General features: G+C 39.9%; 15 protein-coding genes. 3 read left to right on the forward strand and 12 right to left on the reverse strand.

The features are described from left to right. A partial coding sequence (locus AC4PL9_RS13960; protein ID WP_491605362.1) for a T9SS type A sorting domain-containing protein occupies positions 1 to 505 on the forward strand: 505 nt, incomplete at its 5' end. 156 nt (positions 506 to 661) lie between these two features. Beyond that, the gene (locus tag AC4PL9_RS13965) at positions 662 to 967 is read left to right on the forward strand and encodes a hypothetical protein (RefSeq protein WP_491605363.1); all 306 of its coding nucleotides are present in this window, start codon (positions 662 to 664) and stop codon (positions 965 to 967) included. A 50-nt stretch (positions 968 to 1,017) separates the two neighbouring features. On the opposite strand, the gene ahcY is transcribed toward AC4PL9_RS13965, so the two are convergent. Beyond that, a complete protein-coding gene (gene ahcY / locus AC4PL9_RS13970; RefSeq protein ID WP_491605364.1) occupies positions 1,018 to 2,328 on the reverse strand; it encodes an adenosylhomocysteinase in 1,311 nt (436 codons plus the stop codon). Between the two features lie 121 nt (positions 2,329 to 2,449). Further along, a complete protein-coding gene (locus tag AC4PL9_RS13975) occupies positions 2,450 to 4,129 on the reverse strand; it encodes a DUF6909 family protein (protein ID WP_491605365.1) in 1,680 nt (559 codons plus the stop codon). Positions 4,130 to 4,245: 116 nt separating this feature from the next. On the opposite strand from AC4PL9_RS13975, the gene AC4PL9_RS13980 reads away from it, so the two are divergent. Next, complete coding sequence (locus tag AC4PL9_RS13980) at positions 4,246 to 4,905, forward strand: peroxiredoxin (RefSeq protein ID WP_491605366.1); 660 nt, start codon at positions 4,246 to 4,248, stop codon at positions 4,903 to 4,905. Positions 4,906 to 5,003: 98 nt separating this feature from the next. On the opposite strand, the gene AC4PL9_RS13985 is transcribed toward AC4PL9_RS13980, so the two are convergent. From AC4PL9_RS13985 to AC4PL9_RS14030, 10 genes are all read right to left on the reverse strand, one after another. Then, complete coding sequence (locus AC4PL9_RS13985; RefSeq protein ID WP_491605367.1) at positions 5,004 to 5,840, reverse strand: universal stress protein; 837 nt, start codon at positions 5,838 to 5,840, stop codon at positions 5,004 to 5,006. 160 nt (positions 5,841 to 6,000) lie between these two features. Beyond that, positions 6,001 to 6,483, reverse strand: a complete 483-nt coding sequence (locus AC4PL9_RS13990) for a hypothetical protein (protein WP_491605368.1) — start codon at positions 6,481 to 6,483, stop codon at positions 6,001 to 6,003. A gap of 76 nt (positions 6,484 to 6,559) precedes the next feature. Beyond that, positions 6,560 to 6,946, reverse strand: a complete 387-nt coding sequence (locus tag AC4PL9_RS13995; protein ID WP_491605369.1) for a hypothetical protein — start codon at positions 6,944 to 6,946, stop codon at positions 6,560 to 6,562. Beyond that, on the reverse strand, positions 6,933 to 8,075 hold the full coding sequence (locus AC4PL9_RS14000) for a mechanosensitive ion channel family protein (protein WP_491605370.1): 1,143 nt from the start codon (positions 8,073 to 8,075) through the stop codon (positions 6,933 to 6,935). The genes AC4PL9_RS13995 and AC4PL9_RS14000 overlap by 14 nt, the downstream gene beginning before the upstream one ends. Before the next feature lie 4 nt (positions 8,076 to 8,079). Then, positions 8,080 to 10,047 (reverse strand): DNA primase, encoded by a 1,968-nt coding sequence (dnaG, locus tag AC4PL9_RS14005; protein ID WP_491605371.1) that lies wholly within the window; start codon positions 10,045 to 10,047, stop codon positions 8,080 to 8,082. After that, positions 10,047 to 10,463, reverse strand: coding sequence for a toxin-antitoxin system YwqK family antitoxin (locus AC4PL9_RS14010; RefSeq protein ID WP_491605372.1), 417 nt, complete (start codon positions 10,461 to 10,463; stop codon positions 10,047 to 10,049). The genes dnaG and AC4PL9_RS14010 overlap by 1 nt, the downstream gene beginning before the upstream one ends. A gap of 11 nt (positions 10,464 to 10,474) precedes the next feature. Next, complete coding sequence (locus AC4PL9_RS14015; RefSeq protein WP_491605373.1) at positions 10,475 to 11,446, reverse strand: polyprenyl synthetase family protein; 972 nt, start codon at positions 11,444 to 11,446, stop codon at positions 10,475 to 10,477. A 64-nt stretch (positions 11,447 to 11,510) separates the two neighbouring features. Next, entirely contained in the window at positions 11,511 to 13,040 is a 1,530-nt protein-coding gene (locus AC4PL9_RS14020) for a carbon-nitrogen hydrolase family protein (RefSeq protein WP_491605374.1), read from the reverse strand. Positions 13,041 to 13,190: 150 nt separating this feature from the next. Beyond that, positions 13,191 to 14,222, reverse strand: coding sequence for a PorP/SprF family type IX secretion system membrane protein (locus tag AC4PL9_RS14025; protein ID WP_491605375.1), 1,032 nt, complete (start codon positions 14,220 to 14,222; stop codon positions 13,191 to 13,193). Between the two features lie 22 nt (positions 14,223 to 14,244). Further along, on the reverse strand, positions 14,245 to 16,158 hold a 1,914-nt coding region (locus AC4PL9_RS14030), incomplete at its 5' end, for a T9SS type B sorting domain-containing protein (protein WP_491605376.1).

Genomic DNA, 16,158 nt, shown 5'->3' on the forward strand with positions numbered 1-16,158 from the left:
AGCTCGCGTTAACCTTGGAAGTACTGATGAGAACTATCCAAATCCGGGAGGAAATATTTTCTCGAATAATGGTAACGGAGGAGAAACGTACGCATTGTATAACAATACGGCATTTCCTATTGAAGCTATGAACAATTGTTGGATTGAAGGTGCTGAAGAGCTAACTGAAGCAGATGTAGAAGGTGTTATTACTCACGAAACAGATAACTCAAGCCTTGGATTAGTAAATTATGCGGAATTTGGATGTGGAAGCAGCTTGTCAACAGATAAAGGACTAACTGCATTTGAGTTTGAGATGTACCCAAATCCTTCTGCTGGTGTATTCACATTGCAAACGGAGAAAGAAGCTTCTTTCGAAATCGTTAATCACCTTGGACAGGTAGTTCAAAAAGGAAATTTGAGTACCGGTGCAAATAAAGTATCTACAACTCTACAATCAGGTGTTTACTTTGTAGTAGTAAACTCAGGAAAAGCAGTTGCGAATCAAAAAATAGTAATCAGATAATCAGATTCTGTTTAAATTTTGAAAGGCTTTCGGAAACGGAAGCCTTTTTTTGTAGTTCTCTGTTTTAACATTACTTAATTCGGTTCACTTGGAATGGAGTGAATTAATTCTTACTTTTATAGAAGAGGAGTATTACAACAATTAAAGTCAGAAGCTATGAAACGAACACATCAATACGGAACCATAACAGAGGCAATTAACGAATATCGTAAAAAGGGGTTTGTTGTTGATTTTAATTTAGAAGAAAACTGTATCATGTGTGGTAATGATAAATACGATGTAGATGATTTCGAGATTATAGAAGTTTATCATTATGAAGGGATGACAGACCCTGCAGATGAAGCAACTGTGTACGCCATTGCTTCTAATAAAGGAGAAAAAGGTATACTGGTTACAGGGTATGGACCTAATATAGGCTCTATGTCTACCGCATTACTTCAAAAATTAAATTTTCGAAAATAAAAATGCCGGAAAAATTCCCGGCATTTTATCTCATCTATTCTAAACAACTATTAATATCGGTAATGCTCAGGCTTATAAGGCCCTTCTACGGTTACTCCGATATAATTTGCCTGATCTTCAGTAAGCATTTCAAGTTCCACTCCAATTTTTGCAAGGTGTAACTTTGCTACCTTCTCATCAAGATGTTTTGGCAACATATACACATCATTTTCATACTTGTCACTGTTATTCCACAATTCAAGCTGGGCTAATGTCTGGTTCGTAAATGAGTTAGACATTACGAAAGATGGATGTCCTGTTGCACAACCAAGGTTTACCAGACGTCCTTCAGCCAAAAGAATGATTTCTTTTCCGTCCAGTTCGTATAAGTCAACCTGTGGTTTGATTTCTGTTTTACTTGCTGAATTTTTATTCAACCACGCTACGTCAATCTCGTTATCAAAATGTCCAATATTACATACGATTGTTTTATCTTTCATTTTCTTAAAGTGACGATCCACAACGATGTCTTTATTTCCTGTAGTGGTAACCACGATATCCACATTATCCACCACTGAATCCAGTTTTTTCACTTCAAATCCATCCATTGCAGCCTGTAGAGCACAGATAGGGTCAATTTCAGTAACGATCACACGTGCTCCTGCACCACGCAAAGAAGCAGCAGACCCTTTACCTACATCACCATAACCGCATACTACAGCTACTTTACCTGCCATCATAACATCTGTAGCACGACGAATAGAATCTACAAGTGATTCTTTACACCCATACTTGTTATCGAATTTCGATTTCGTTACAGAGTCATTAACGTTAATTGCCGGCATTACCAACGTACCGTTTTTCTTACGGTCGTAAAGACGGTGAACTCCTGTTGTTGTTTCTTCAGAAAGTCCTTTGATATCTTTTGTTAATTCAGGATAACGGTCAAATACCATATTTGTAAGGTCACCACCATCATCAAGAATCATGTTTAATGGTTGCCCTCCTTCGAATGCAAAAAGTGTTTGCTCTATACACCAATCAAACTCCTCTTCATTCATTCCTTTCCAGGCAAAAACCGGGATTCCTGCTGCTGCAATTGCTGCTGCTGCATGATCCTGTGTAGAGAAGATATTACAAGATGACCAGGTAACATCTGCACCCAGTTCCACCAATGTTTCAATTAAAACTGCTGTCTGGATAGTCATGTGAAGACACCCTGCAATTCTTGCTCCCTTCAATGGCTTCGATGCTCCATATTCCTCACGCAACGCCATCAGACCCGGCATCTCTGCCTCTGCCAGTTTAATTTCTTTTCTTCCCCAGTCTGCCAGACTGATGTCCTTAACCTTATAGGCCACTTTTTCTTGTGTATTACTCATTGAGCTAAATTTTCATTTTTAAAATGCCATACAAAAATAAGCAATTAAGTCCTCATAATCAAAAAAGAGCAAATGAGAAGCTAAACTTTTAGCCTCTCCGACACCTCAGACACTGAAGTTTCTAGTCTACAAGTATCTGCGCCAATATTTTCCGGGTGATCAGATAGGTTGGTTTCACTCCCGTCAATCCTAATCCTCCTGATGCCAGTGTACTACCTGTTTCCAAAGGATTATCCGAAGCGTAATACGCATACCTCACTTTCACGTTATCATCAATGTTTTTACGTATCCGAGAGGCGGCCTGAATAGCTTTTTGATAGTGGGCTCCTTCCATTTCCAACCCAACTACTCTCCAGGAGGACTTCTTAAAATAGGTCAGCATTTCTTTGTTTTGAAGCGAAGTTCCCAGTACCGTTATCATGGTTCCCTGAACAACCGGAATTCCCGAATCAGCAAAGTCATCAACTGTCAATTCATTTGTAAAGGGGTAATTGTCAGCTGTTCCTTCGAAAATATGTGCATCGGGAATCATAATATCTCCTTTGTCTCCGGTTAATATCCCTGCTTTCCCCATAACAGAAACTGAAGCTATATTCATTTTCAGGTCGGCTTGTCCCGGAACTTTATAGGGTTTCAATAATTCATCCATTGTTTCAAAGGCCTGTTCACCAAAAGCATAATCCATTACAAGCAAAATGCCATCCTGCTTACAACAAATTGTTTCTTCTTCATTCAGAAAAGAGTTTTCCAGATTTATAGCAGACAAATCAAAAAGCTGTACGTCAATGTTCGTCCCCGACTGGTCATTACAGAAAATCATTCCGTTTTTCCGGGCATATGCTTCAATTTTTGTTCGCAAACTCTCATTCTCCGGCTGGCTGAGCAATGAATAAACATCATAAGCAGGCATTCCCTCTACTTTCTTTCCGAGTGCCTGTTTTGCATACAGACTATTCATTACACTATGTAAGTTCGCTGAAATAATATGCAACGGTTTACCTCCCAGTTTTTTCTCGTATAACGCTTTTTTAAGATTGTTTGCCCAAATCTCTCCGTGAATATGATGCCCTATCCTTTCTCTGAGTACCGGACTGAATGTGATTGTTCGTTTTTCATCCTTGACTTCCTCTGCAATCGCTTTCCTACCCAACCAGTAAATCGTTTTTAGAAAGCGATTGGGTTGTTCACTGGTTGCCAATTTCTGGTGGATATCTCTCACTTCGTCAAATGTTCTTCCAATAATTGCTGCTGCGTAAACAAAGGCGATCTCCAGTTCTTTTTGTGAAAGATTTTCCGACAAAGCTGCCTGTTCAAGTTTCAACCAGTCTCTTGATACGCTCCCTGACTCCTGCAAGGCTCCACTGGCAATTTTAGCCGACTCAATAAAAAGAAAGGTAAGATGTGTCAGAATATCATAAATATCCGATCGTCCCCGTGTTATTTCAATATTCATCTGTTCGCTATCAATCCGGTAGCAATTCCTTCTCCTTTTCGAAGGAATAATAGGAACAAAGTTTGAATTCGCGTAACCTTCACTTGAAGTGAGATTAATAACACTACATTCTTCAATGCCTTCCGGTAATCGGTCTAAAACATAAACAAGACCATTCAATTCCACCTTTTCTTCTGCTATCGAACCATAGATCTCCGGTTTCAGTTGCAACAACCCTTCTCTGAGAGTTGTCCCCGAAACTCCCATTGGTTTATAAAACCCCCTGTTAAAAAGGTGGCGCATCGTAATATATATTCTCTCTATTGCCTGTGTTGCTTCCTGTGCCGGCGTACGTTTTGTTTTGTACATACAGTTTGTTTTCGTGTCTCGTAAAGTTAAACATAAATCGTGACAAATGTCACTGTACAGGAGAACCCTCCGGGGTATCTTTGTATAAAATGATAATCACTAATAATCAAACAAATATGGAAGATACAGATAACAAACAAATGTATAGCATGCCCCGAATCGGTGATGTAGCTCCCGATTTTGAAGCGGTAACTACAAAAGGAAAAATTCGGTTTTCAGAGTTCGCAAAAGATAAGTGGACGGTTCTGTTTTCGCACCCTGCAGATTTCACTCCGGTATGTACAACTGAAATGAGTGGTTTTGCACTCCGTAAAGAAGAATTTGATGCACTCAACACTGAATTGATCGGTCTGAGTATCGACAGTATCCATTCGCATCTTGCCTGGGTAAATAACGTTGACGAGAAAACGGGAGTTTACTTTGACTTTCCGATTATTGCCGATCTGGACATGAAGGTATCTAAACTATATGGGATGCTTCAACCGAATGAAAGTGAAACAGCAGCTGTGCGGGCAGTTTTCTTTATTGACCCGGACAAAAAGATCCGCCTGATCATGTACTACCCACTAAATGTCGGACGAAATATGGACGAAATCATCCGGGTTCTTGAGGCATTACAGTTCTCTGATAAGCATAAAGTAGCTATTCCTCTGAATTGGAAAAAAGGCGATAAAGTAATTGTTCCACCACCTAAGACACTGGATGAAATGAAGGCTCGAAAAGCAGATGATTCTCTTGAAAAAGTAGACTTTTATCTGGCCAAAAAAAGCATCTAGTCATAATTTACACAAAAAATACCGCTACAGTTTGTAGCGGTATTTTTTTCAATTATTAGAGACAACCCGAAAAAAATCGGGATTGAAAAGCGTAAACGTTACTTTACTTTTACGGTTAATACCGGACGGTGTACTTTGTTTACAATATCCGTAGTTACCGATCCGTTAAACAGTAATGCCAAACCTCTTCTTCCCGAAGTAACCGTACAAATCAGATCAACATCATGCATTGAAGCAAACTCATTGATTCCGGTTTGAACCGATTCAGCATTAAAGACATGACACGCATATTTTTTCAAGCCCTGAGATTCAGCGAACTCATTCATTCGTTTTGTCAATGGACCTGTATAAAAGAATTCCCCTTTTGTTACAACATGTAACAACTCAAGTTTTGCATCAAACAACTCGGCAAACTCTTTTATAGGAGCAAATGATCGATCAATCTTCTCTGAGAAATCTCCGGCGAACAGGATATGCTCAAACGTATTTTTCTTTACCTCATCTTTGATCGCTATAACCGGAATTTCTGACATTCTTACCACTTTATCTGTATTACTTCCGATAAAGTAGTCACTCACAAAGCCCGATGTCCCATGTGTCCCCATAACGATAAGATCTATTCCATGTTTTTTCGCCTGATCTGTAATCGACTCATACACACCATCAAAACTTACTGCTTCTATACATTTCACACCCTTCAAAAAGTCCATTGCAAATAAATCTGCAAAATGCTTCTTAATCAATTTAAGGATATGTATTCCCTCTGCCATGTCCTGTTGAGTCTGAAAAGGTAAAATACCACTTTCGTAGGTAGGCATTGTCGCCACATGCAGGAAGTATACTTCTGCTTCAGTTCTTTTAGCTATAGATGCTGCCAGCTTGCAGGCATTTAGTGCGAATTCAGAAAAATCGGTTGGAACGAGAATCTTTTTCATCTTATTTCATTTATGCGTGTTCAACAAAATTAGGGTTTCACATCAATCAAATTCTGACATTAGTCATATTCGACTCCTGAAAGTACGCATTTTCTGTCAAAAAAGATAAAAATACAGGCTGATTTACGCGAATACACGTCACCAGCCCGTTTTCTTTTCTTTAGTTGCCCTCTACAATTTCGCGCAGTTTCTTCTCCCATTTCTCAGCGACTTCAATTTCCTGCTCTATAAGCGGAGTTTCGTCCGCATCGTAAATTAAAATCTTACCGGAAGACTTTCTTCTCCCTGTAGCTGTATCAAGAATAATTTCAATTCGTTCAATCACCGGTCGTGACTCTCCGTGTTCATGTACGCGGTAACTGGTTTTCACCTGATGCACTGAACGGTATTCTTTCAGGTCAAAATGCTGAACGTTTTTACCGGCATCATTAACAAAAAGAATATTTCGGTTTGTATCCAGTCCTATCACTGACTCTCTCCAGATTTCATACTCAGTGATTACACAATTTACTTTATTTGCCTCAATGTTTAATGCATTTACTAATCGTTTCTTTCTTTTGTTTTTAGCGCGAACGATTAAGATAAAGGGTAACACACAGATTCCTATCATCAGTGCTGACACCACTGCTACTTTTATATCCATTTAACTATTTATTTAATCCCAAAAAATCAGACTCTTTCATCAGAGTCTCTACAACTTTCAAAACAAGTTGTCGGGATTAAAAAAAGAAATGAAACGGAAAGGCTATATCCGTAGATGTAAATTGAAGATCCGGTTGATTGTTTAAATCGGTACGACAGTATTGCCGGTTACTTATAAAAAACGTAACAGAACTGATTAATCCGGAACAAACCGGAGTATTATCACAATCCGGTTCAGTCTCAAACTGAGAGGTTCTCAGTGGAGTATTTAACAATACTGCCCCTTGTAGTATTTCATCTGTTGATTGACCACCGTTATCAATAGTAGCTGAAATATCAAGCGCAGATTCTTTTTGAATTTGTCCAATATCTTTACCACTCCAGGCTAAGGTACTAAGAAGAAAAAAGTACGTTGCAACCAATCCACCAAGGAATAAAAGGCCTGTATTTCTATTGCTTCTCATTATCTACAGAACTTTCAAAATCAGAACTTTTGTGTAACACGCGTTGTGGAAGCGGAATACGTATTCCGTGTTCACGAAAAAGCCGGTCAATCTCGAAACGAATTTCCGACTTGTAAATCTCTATTCGCCAGCTTTGATCCGCCCAAAAAACCAAATCCATCTTTAGGCCGTTATCACCAAATTCGAGCAAGCGAACAAATGCATTTCTATTTTTCTTTACCTTCGGATGGCTCATAGCTGCCTGACACAAAAGACGTTTTACAAGTTCTGTATCCGCACCATACTGAATAGTTATCGGAATGGAGAATCGGGTAAGCCGTGTGCCAAAATTCCAGTTTTCTACGTACTCCTGAGTTAATTTTGCATTCGGAATAATATAAGTATTTCCTTCACGGGTCTCTATCTTTGTCGTACGCATATTTATCTTCAATACTTTTGCGACTAACGGCTGACTTGCCCCTTCATTAATTTCGATAATATCTCCCACCTTTATTGAACCTTCGAGAAGTAGAATAAACCCAGAAACCATATCTCTGAAGAGGTCCTGAAGTCCCAGACCAACTCCCAGTAAAAGCCCCGTTGCAGAACCGACAAGGATTATCAGATTGACGCCTAAACTTTGAATACTGAAAAGAATGACAAATGTGTAAATGATGTATTTGGCAACCTGAAAATAGACATACTGTGTTCCCGAATCTATTTCCGGATTTTCCTTTGCTTTTCTTTCCAGAAACAGCTTAACAACATTCAGAAGAATTTTAGCACCGAAGAACAGTCCGAAAATCAGAAAGATGTGGTAAATAGCAAAATTAAACCCTTCTATATCATCAACAATTCGATGCGTGAGAAATTCAGAAACTGTCACCTGCGGGTTATTAATTTTAAACGAATTAACCGCTATAATTATGGTGATAACGTAGATGAGTTGTTTTATGATTTTATGCCCCGTAAAGTTTCTTCCTTCAATTTCCAGGGAAGCTCTCTTTAGCGTCGATCTCAGGTTACGCTCAATAAATTTGCGAACAATAAAAGCTACGAGAAAAATAAGTACAATAACAATGATGTTAATCAGCGCCACATCTACAGCGCCCAACCGAAACAGCTTTGTATATAAGAAACTTTCTTCCATACTCTCAAATACGTCCAAGCTCCATACTCAATGACCTTTTAGCCCGGTCACAGCGAATTTGCTCATTCAAAAGTACTAAAATTTCATCCGCATTACCACTTGTATCCAGTTCTTTTATCTGTTTCCTGATTTCTGACAGTTGTAATTCGATCACCATCAATTTAAACAGGTAAACAGCTCCCATCACTGCTTTTTCCAGTTTATCTTCTTCGGACTTGGTGTCAATCTGGTGTTTCAGAAACCAATTGTTACTAAGTGAGTACTCCGAAGACTCAATATCGGCTACCAACCGGACAATTTCCAGATCATCACTATTCAAAAATGTTTTAGGACCGTAAAGGATATTTTCTTTTACTCCTTCTGCCATTTTATCATACACCTTCCGGTAAAGAGGCGTTACAATTTCCAGTTCGTCTTTATCCAGTTCGTGAACAATCAACTCAATTACGCTGGTTTCGATAACTTCTTTTTCGCCCTCTTCATTGATGTGCGGTACTTCAATCGCATAGATCCCCATTTTCAGCATAACACGGATAAGCTCCAGTTCAGCATCTTTTAAAAGTCGTTTTGCATCCGGTTCTTTCTCTGCTGTTTTCTCCTGTATCGGAGTCACTTTTTCCGTTGACAATTGAGAAACGGGTTGCCCGGTTGCTTTTGCCAGTTGACCTTTCCGAATCTTATTCAATTCTGCCACGAGTGTGGCTTCTTCCATATCAAAGATTCCCGCACACTCTTTGATGTAGACCGACCGCGTAATCGCATCGGGAATAAGTGCAATGGAAGAAACAATCGCTTTGATCAGCTCTGCCCGTTTAATAGGATCGTCCGCCCCATCTTTCATCAACACATCCGCCTTGAAAGAGATAAAATCCTGCTTATTATTCCGGATGTAGGTCTGTAACTCTTCCGTTGATACTTTTCGGGAATACGAATCCGGATCATCTCCATCCGGGAACAGAATCACATTCACATTCATCCCTTCTTCGAGGATCAGGTCAATTCCCCGAAAGGATGCTTTTATACCCGCAGCATCACCATCATACAAGATCGTAATGGTCTGGGTGTACCGCTTGATTAATTTGATCTGTTCTTTGGTCAGAGAGGTTCCTGAAGAAGCAACTACATTCTCTACCCCGCTCTGGTGTAAGCTGATCACATCAGTATATCCTTCTACCAATAAACATTCATCCTGTTTGATGATAGCACCTTTGGCGAAATAAAGACCATACAGAATCCGGCTTTTGTTATAGATCAGACTTTCCGGAGAATTGAAATACTTGGCAATTCCTTTGTCTGCCTTTAGTGTTCTTCCTCCAAATCCAAGCACACGACCGGAGATACTGTGAATCGGGAACATTACTCTTCCTCTGAAAAAATCAAAGCGTCTGTTCTCTTTTACTTTCGTAAGTCCTACTTTGACAAGGTAATCTTGTTTATATCCTTTTTTTATGGCTGTTTCTGTCAGGTCTGATCCGTTATCAAGACAATATCCCAACTGAAACTTTCTAATAATGTCCTCACGGAATCCCCGTTCAATAAAATACGATTTCCCAATCGCTTTTCCCTCATCTGTTTCAAACATATTTGAGGAGAAATGTTTTTGGGCGAACTCATTAATGATGTACAAACTATCCCGCTCATTTGCCTGCGCTATTTCCTCGGGTGTTTGTTCTCTTTCTTCAGGAATTTCAATGTTATACTTGTTAGCCAGCCATTTTAACGCTTCGGGATAACTAAAATGCTCTAATTCCATTAGAAAAGAAACAACATTCCCTCCTTTTCCTGTACTAAAACATTTAAAAATCTGTTTCGCAGGTGAAACCATGAAAGAAGGGGTTTTCTCTTCTGTAAAAGGACTCAATCCTTTCAGGTTAGAACCTGCACGTTTTAACTGAACAAACTCCCCGATTACTTCCTCAATACGGGCGGTTTGTATAATATCATCAATAATATTTGATGGTATTCTTGCCATCACTTAAATTCCTTTTCCGAAATAAGGTTTCCATCCGGATCATAAGTTCTCCACACCCCTATTTTTTTATCGTTTTTATATTCTCCGACATAACTGGTGTTCCCGTTTGGGTGATACACAATTGAATACCCGTCTTTGATTCCGTGCAAGTAATACGTTGCACTGATTTTCTGACCACTCTCGTTGTAAAATTCCCATACACCGTGACGACGTCCCTCGTCATCAACTGTACCAATAATTTTTATCTGCTTTTTCCCGGGATAGTACTCTCTGTACCATTCACGGGTTTGTTCTATTAATTGTTCTTTTGGTTGCTCCTGACCGGTTTTATCTTCTCTTTTCTTCACTGGGTCAGGTGTGTTTTTACACGCCATCATCATCCCTGCTACAACCAAAAACATATACCAACTTCTCATATTTATCCTTCTTATTTCTCCCGTGTTGTTGTGTATTCAACCAAACCTATTAGTGATCTTTTTGCCGGTGAGTCCGGAATATCTTCAATCAATTCAAGAGCCTGCTGTTTTATCTCCATCATTCGTTGATGCGCATATTTAACGCCTCCTGATTCAACAACGATACGAATTGCCTGTTTCACTTTTGCAGGCTCTTCGTTATAACGTTTAACAATATTAATTAGTGTCTGTTTCTGTTTTTCACTCCCTTTATTCAGTGCGTATATCAAAGGAAGCGTAATTTTTCGCTCCCGGATATCGTTTCCTGTCGGCTTTCCGATTTTCTCATCCGTTCCATAATCAAAAATATCATCTTTAATCTGGAAAGCTAGCCCAACCAATTCTCCAAAACGGTACATTTTTTCTGCAATATCTTCCCGATCTACAGAAACCGCTGCCGCTTCGCAACAAGCAGCTATCAAAGAAGCCGTTTTCTGACGGATCACTTCAAAATATACCTCTTCTGTAATATCCAGTTTTCGCGCCTTTTCGATTTGAAGTAATTCTCCCTCGCTCATTGCTTTAACAGCCTTAGCGACAATCTCCAGAGAACGAAAATCTTTATTATCAATGCTAAGTAAAAGACTTCTGGAAAGCAGATAGTCTCCAACTAAAACTGCTATTTTATTTTTCCAAAGTGCATTAACACTAAAAAAACCTCTCCGCTCATTTGCATCGTCTACAACATCATCGTGTACAAGTGTTGCCGTATGCAGCAGTTCCATAAGTGAGGCCGCGTTATAACTTCTTTCGTTTACCTCTCCCAACATTCTGGAAACCAGAAAAACAAACATCGGACGCATTTGTTTTCCTTTTCGTTTTACAATGTAATGGGTAATTTTATCCAGAAGAGCGACATTAGATTGCATAGACTGTCTGAATTTCTCTTCAAACAATATAAGTTCTTCGGCAATCGGCTCTTTTATTTCTTTTACTGACAACATACTGATGCAAATATAGGCATACGGTTGTTACCCAAATACAAAATATCTGTTAAAACAGGAGGACTTACTCTCCTTTATACTTCAATTGAAAGACGTCCGTTCTTCTGTCTTTCAGGTTTCTTACAGCACCATTTTCATGCAGTTCTTTCAAGAGGTCTAAATCCACGTCTGAGATAAGAATCATCTCAGTATTGGGCGTTGCTTCCGCCTTTACACCATTAGTAGGAAAGGAGAAATCACAGGGGGTGAATACTACAGATTGTGCAAACTGAATATCCATATTGTGTACCTTGGGTAAATTCCCTACTGATCCGGCAATAGCAACATAGCATTCATTTTCTATAGCTCTTGCTTGTGCACAATTCCGCACTCTGGAGTATCCATTCTGGGTATCTGTAAGAAATGGAACGAACAATATATTCATTCCCATATCTGCCTGAATTCTATTCAGCTCAGGAAATTCCACATCATAACAAATCAGCACACCTATCTTCCCGCAATCCGTGTCAAATACACGCACTTTGTCTCCTCCTGACATTCCCCATACTTTCTCCTCATCGGGAGTAACATGAATCTTAATGTAGTCTTCTATCTCACCATTTCGTTTACATAAATACCCGACATTATACAACTTATCCTCTTTAATAAGCGGCATACTTCCCGTAATGATGTTAATGTTGTAGGAAATAGCCAATGTAGAAAAACGATCCCGAATTTCTTCGGTATATGACGCCAACTTTCGAATGGAATCCGGTTCGGACAAGTGATTGTATGCTGCCATTAATGGTGCATTGAAAAACTCAGGAAACAACACAAAATCTGACCGATAGTCTGACACCGCATCAATAAAATATTCTGCCTGCTCCATCAAATCATCCAGATGTTTATAGGGACGCATTTGCCATTGTACTAACCCCAAACGAACAACAGATTTCCCGGGAACTACTTCTTTCGAATCCGGTTGGTTTTCGTAATAGATATTGTTCCACTCCAGAAGTGCTGCATATTCCTGTGATTCCTTATCTCCACTGAGGTAATTTCTCAAAATTTTCTTCACGTGGAAATCATTCGATAGCTGGAAATTCAAAACCGGATCATGAATTTCTTTCATCCGCACTTTATTAATATATTCTTTTGGTGTGAGTTCCTCCGCATACTTGTGATAATTCGGCAAACGCCCACCAAAGACAATCCCTCTCAGGTTACTTCGTTCACATAAATCTTTACGATAATCATACAACCTTCTTCCAAGACGCATCCCTCTGAAATCAGGATCAATAAACACATCTATGCCATATAAAGTGTCTCCGTTTTTTTTGTGGGTAGAAAAAGTATAATTTCCTGTAATCTGTGCATAACTATGATACTTTTCAACATCTTTATAATCTACTATCAAAGCTAATGCACAAGCTACCAGTTTGCCATCAACTATTATCCCTACCTGTCCTTCCGGAAATAACTTAACCAGTTTTTCTACCTGGTGTTTTTGCCAGGCGGAATTTGGCATAGAGCTATATACTCTTTCCATAATGGCTTTTAATTCATCAAAATCGTCCAGGTTAATCAGTCGAAGGTCTATTTTGTCAATACTCATTCTAAATTTTAATTTATTAGTCCTCGAAAAGTTAACTAAAAAAAGCGCCGGATACACATCCGACGCTTTTAAATAATGTTAATTATGTCTTTCTACTCCGGAAATCCGGAGTAGGATCATATAACATTTAACTTATGAAAAAAACAACCACTATATCCTTGCTCTTGTTGTAGCTAAAGGGCTTGGCATTACCCAACGCACAAAAAACTCTATCCCCCCTCTGGCCTTTGATGCCACTGTAAGTGATGACAGGTTAACATCGTAGGCAGCACCAATTTCTAACCCTGACCATTGAAAAAGTGCTTTTATGATAAGCGCATCCTGATTCCGGTAAAACGCACCTAATGCAAAGCTTGTTCTTTCGAGGTTTGTCGTCCTTCTTGAACCTTCCTGAAGTATATATCTTGCATACGTTCCGAATAATATTTCCCGGGCTTTTCCCTGCTGATGATAATAAACACCGGGTTCAAGTATGAGATTTGAATTACCAATTCCAAATGCACCATTCACAAAACCGGAAAATCGCATATACATTTTCTCGTCTGTCTGATTTATAAACGAAAAGGAAGGACGATTAAGATGATACACTCCAAAACCTGCGTTTACTTTTGTCGAGTTATTGGCGGACATATACATTTCTTCTGCACTAAACGTATATACAATACCGGCTCCGGCATCAAACATGTGAAATGAAGCCGAATTAAAATTTTCTCCACTCGACAAATTTCCATTGTATGCCATGCCATCGTACTGGCTCCCCCACTTTCCTGCAGCCGGATTGAAAGATCGTTGTGCCCACCCGACATAAGCACCTCCTCCGAATGTATGTCCATCACTTAATAAAACGTGATAAGCAACGTTCAGATTGACATTATTAGTAGTAACTCTGGCTGCCCCTGCCCTGTCATTGAAAAAATTCAACCCTAAGGCAAGATGTCCTTTTTTACCTCTTTTATTTGGATTCACACGCATATCAAAAGAAGCAGCCATTGTTTGAAAGGGTTCTGCAACACTGTTCCACTGTGTTCTGTAATTTACAATCGCCTGCAGGTCATGATTAGCTCCTGTCAATCCCGGATTTAATGTTAACGGAGAATAAGACATCTGCGAAAAGTGCACATCTTGTGAAAACACACTATTTATCGATAGTAATGCACATACAAGTATTAAAATTCGTTTCATAGGTTCTCAGTTATAATTACTGCTATCTGACTACATTTATATTACCGGAGTCAATGACCTCTGTTCCATCCACCAAACGGACCCTCAACTTATAGACATAAACACCCGTCTGAACAGGTTTTCCCCTGAAAATTCCATCCCAACAGTTTGTCTGATTGTCAGAAATGAAGACCCTTTCTCCCCATCGGTTGTAGATAGACAACTCAAATTCCTTTACACAGTCCCCCATTACGCAATGTTCATCATTATTTCCATCATCATTCGGAGAGAAAATGGTTGGAACAAAAATCTCCCCACATACATTTTCAACAAAGATGACTACCGTAGTATCTCCTGCGCATCCGTTTTCATCAATAGCCGTTACAACATAAGTAGTTGTAACCATCGGTGAAGCGATCGGATCCGGACAGTTTGTACAGCTTAATCCTTCTTCAGGTGTCCACGTATAGGTATATCCACCTGACGCTTCCAATTGTACAGATTCTCCCGCATCAATTGTTGTTACCGGAGGTACTGCTGTTACAAGTAATTCACCTATCACACCAACCGTTATAGTTTCAGTAGTTGAACAACCTGCATCGTCTGTAACGATCACTTCATACTCTCCGGTTGATACTCCGGAAATATCCTGAGTAACCTCACCTGACGACCATACATAGGTATAGTTTCCACTTCCACCTGAAACCGAAAGGTCAATTGCCCCGTTTGCAACACCACAGTCTTCATCTGTAACAGAAGCTGTTACTGTTATTACCGACCCTGCACCTATCGTTACACTAATCGATGTTATACATCCAGAATCGTCTGTAACAGTGACTGTGTAAGTTCCCGAAGCCAACCCCGTAGCTGTAGCTGAGGTTCCTCCTGAAGGTGACCATGCATATGTATAATTACCTGAACCTCCGGTTGCGGATACTGTTGCTGATCCGTTTGCCGCACCCAGACATGTCTCATCAGAAACTGAAGTGATCGTAGCTGTTGGTGCGTTTTGATTGTTTACATTAATTGTTTCTGTTAGCTGGCAACCATTGGCATCGGTTACAACTACTGAATACACTCCCGCTGATAATCCGGAAACACTTGCTGTCGTTCCTACATTTGGCGTCCAAACGTAACTATAAGGGCTCGTACCTCCTGAAACATTAACTGTTGCCTGTCCGTCATTAATTCCACAGGAAGCATCAACAGACGAAGTAATAGCGGTCATAGCAGTAGATTCAGTAATAACAACCTGAATAGTACCTGTACAGCCATCAGCATCCTCAGCTACAATTGTGTACGTTTGAGGGGAAAGCCCTGTCTGACTTCCTCCGGTCATACCTCCGGGAGTCCATGTATAGGTATAAGGTGTATTTCCTCCTGATGCAACAACCGTTGCTGCTCCGTCATTAGCTCCATTACAGGTTACATCCGTATGACTTGATTCTGTCACAGTGATTGTAGGACATCCGGTGCAGGAAACAGTAACCGTTTGTTGAACCGTACATGAATTAGCGTCGGTAACTGTTACTGTATATCCACCTGGTGCAAGATTTGAAATCGAAGATGTCGTTTCACCTGTTGACCAACTATAGGTATAAGGCCCTGTTCCTCCTGAGGGTGAAGCCGAAGCCGTTCCTGTGTTATCACAGGCATCGGTTGCCACAGCATTTGCTGAAAGCGCAGATGGCTCTGCAATAGTAACCTGCACAGACCCCGGACAGTTATTAGCATCTTCAACAGAGACCGTGTACGTCTGTGGAGACAATCCTGTTTGAGTTGCACCTGTTATATTCCCCGGCGTCCATGTATAAGTATAGGGTCCGGAGCCTCCTGTTGCAGATACAGTTGCTGCTCCATCATTAGCTCCATTACAGCTTACATCAGATTGGTTACTGATAGCTACATTAATCTGCGGACAGGGAGGATCTGTTGAACAAGGTGATAAATCAGCCAA

The organism is Wandonia sp., assembly GCF_984588085.1.

What these genes read in the sequence shown, in the direction of transcription:
- AC4PL9_RS13965 (WP_491605363.1), top strand. Translation starts at nt 662, where the DNA reads ATGAAACGAACACATCAATACGGAACCATAACAGAGGCAATTAACGAA.
- ahcY (WP_491605364.1), bottom strand. Translation starts at nt 2,328, where the DNA reads ATGAGTAATACACAAGAAAAAGTGGCCTATAAGGTTAAGGACATCAGT.
- AC4PL9_RS13975 (WP_491605365.1), bottom strand. Translation starts at nt 4,129, where the DNA reads ATGTACAAAACAAAACGTACGCCGGCACAGGAAGCAACACAGGCAATA.
- AC4PL9_RS13980 (WP_491605366.1), top strand. Translation starts at nt 4,246, where the DNA reads ATGGAAGATACAGATAACAAACAAATGTATAGCATGCCCCGAATCGGT.
- AC4PL9_RS13985 (WP_491605367.1), bottom strand. Translation starts at nt 5,840, where the DNA reads ATGAAAAAGATTCTCGTTCCAACCGATTTTTCTGAATTCGCACTAAAT.
- AC4PL9_RS13990 (WP_491605368.1), bottom strand. Translation starts at nt 6,483, where the DNA reads ATGGATATAAAAGTAGCAGTGGTGTCAGCACTGATGATAGGAATCTGT.
- AC4PL9_RS13995 (WP_491605369.1), bottom strand. Translation starts at nt 6,946, where the DNA reads ATGAGAAGCAATAGAAATACAGGCCTTTTATTCCTTGGTGGATTGGTT.
- AC4PL9_RS14000 (WP_491605370.1), bottom strand. Translation starts at nt 8,075, where the DNA reads ATGGAAGAAAGTTTCTTATATACAAAGCTGTTTCGGTTGGGCGCTGTA.
- dnaG (WP_491605371.1), bottom strand. Translation starts at nt 10,047, where the DNA reads ATGGCAAGAATACCATCAAATATTATTGATGATATTATACAAACCGCC.
- AC4PL9_RS14010 (WP_491605372.1), bottom strand. Translation starts at nt 10,463, where the DNA reads ATGAGAAGTTGGTATATGTTTTTGGTTGTAGCAGGGATGATGATGGCG.
- AC4PL9_RS14015 (WP_491605373.1), bottom strand. Translation starts at nt 11,446, where the DNA reads ATGTTGTCAGTAAAAGAAATAAAAGAGCCGATTGCCGAAGAACTTATA.
- AC4PL9_RS14020 (WP_491605374.1), bottom strand. Translation starts at nt 13,040, where the DNA reads ATGAGTATTGACAAAATAGACCTTCGACTGATTAACCTGGACGATTTT.
- AC4PL9_RS14025 (WP_491605375.1), bottom strand. Translation starts at nt 14,222, where the DNA reads ATGAAACGAATTTTAATACTTGTATGTGCATTACTATCGATAAATAGT.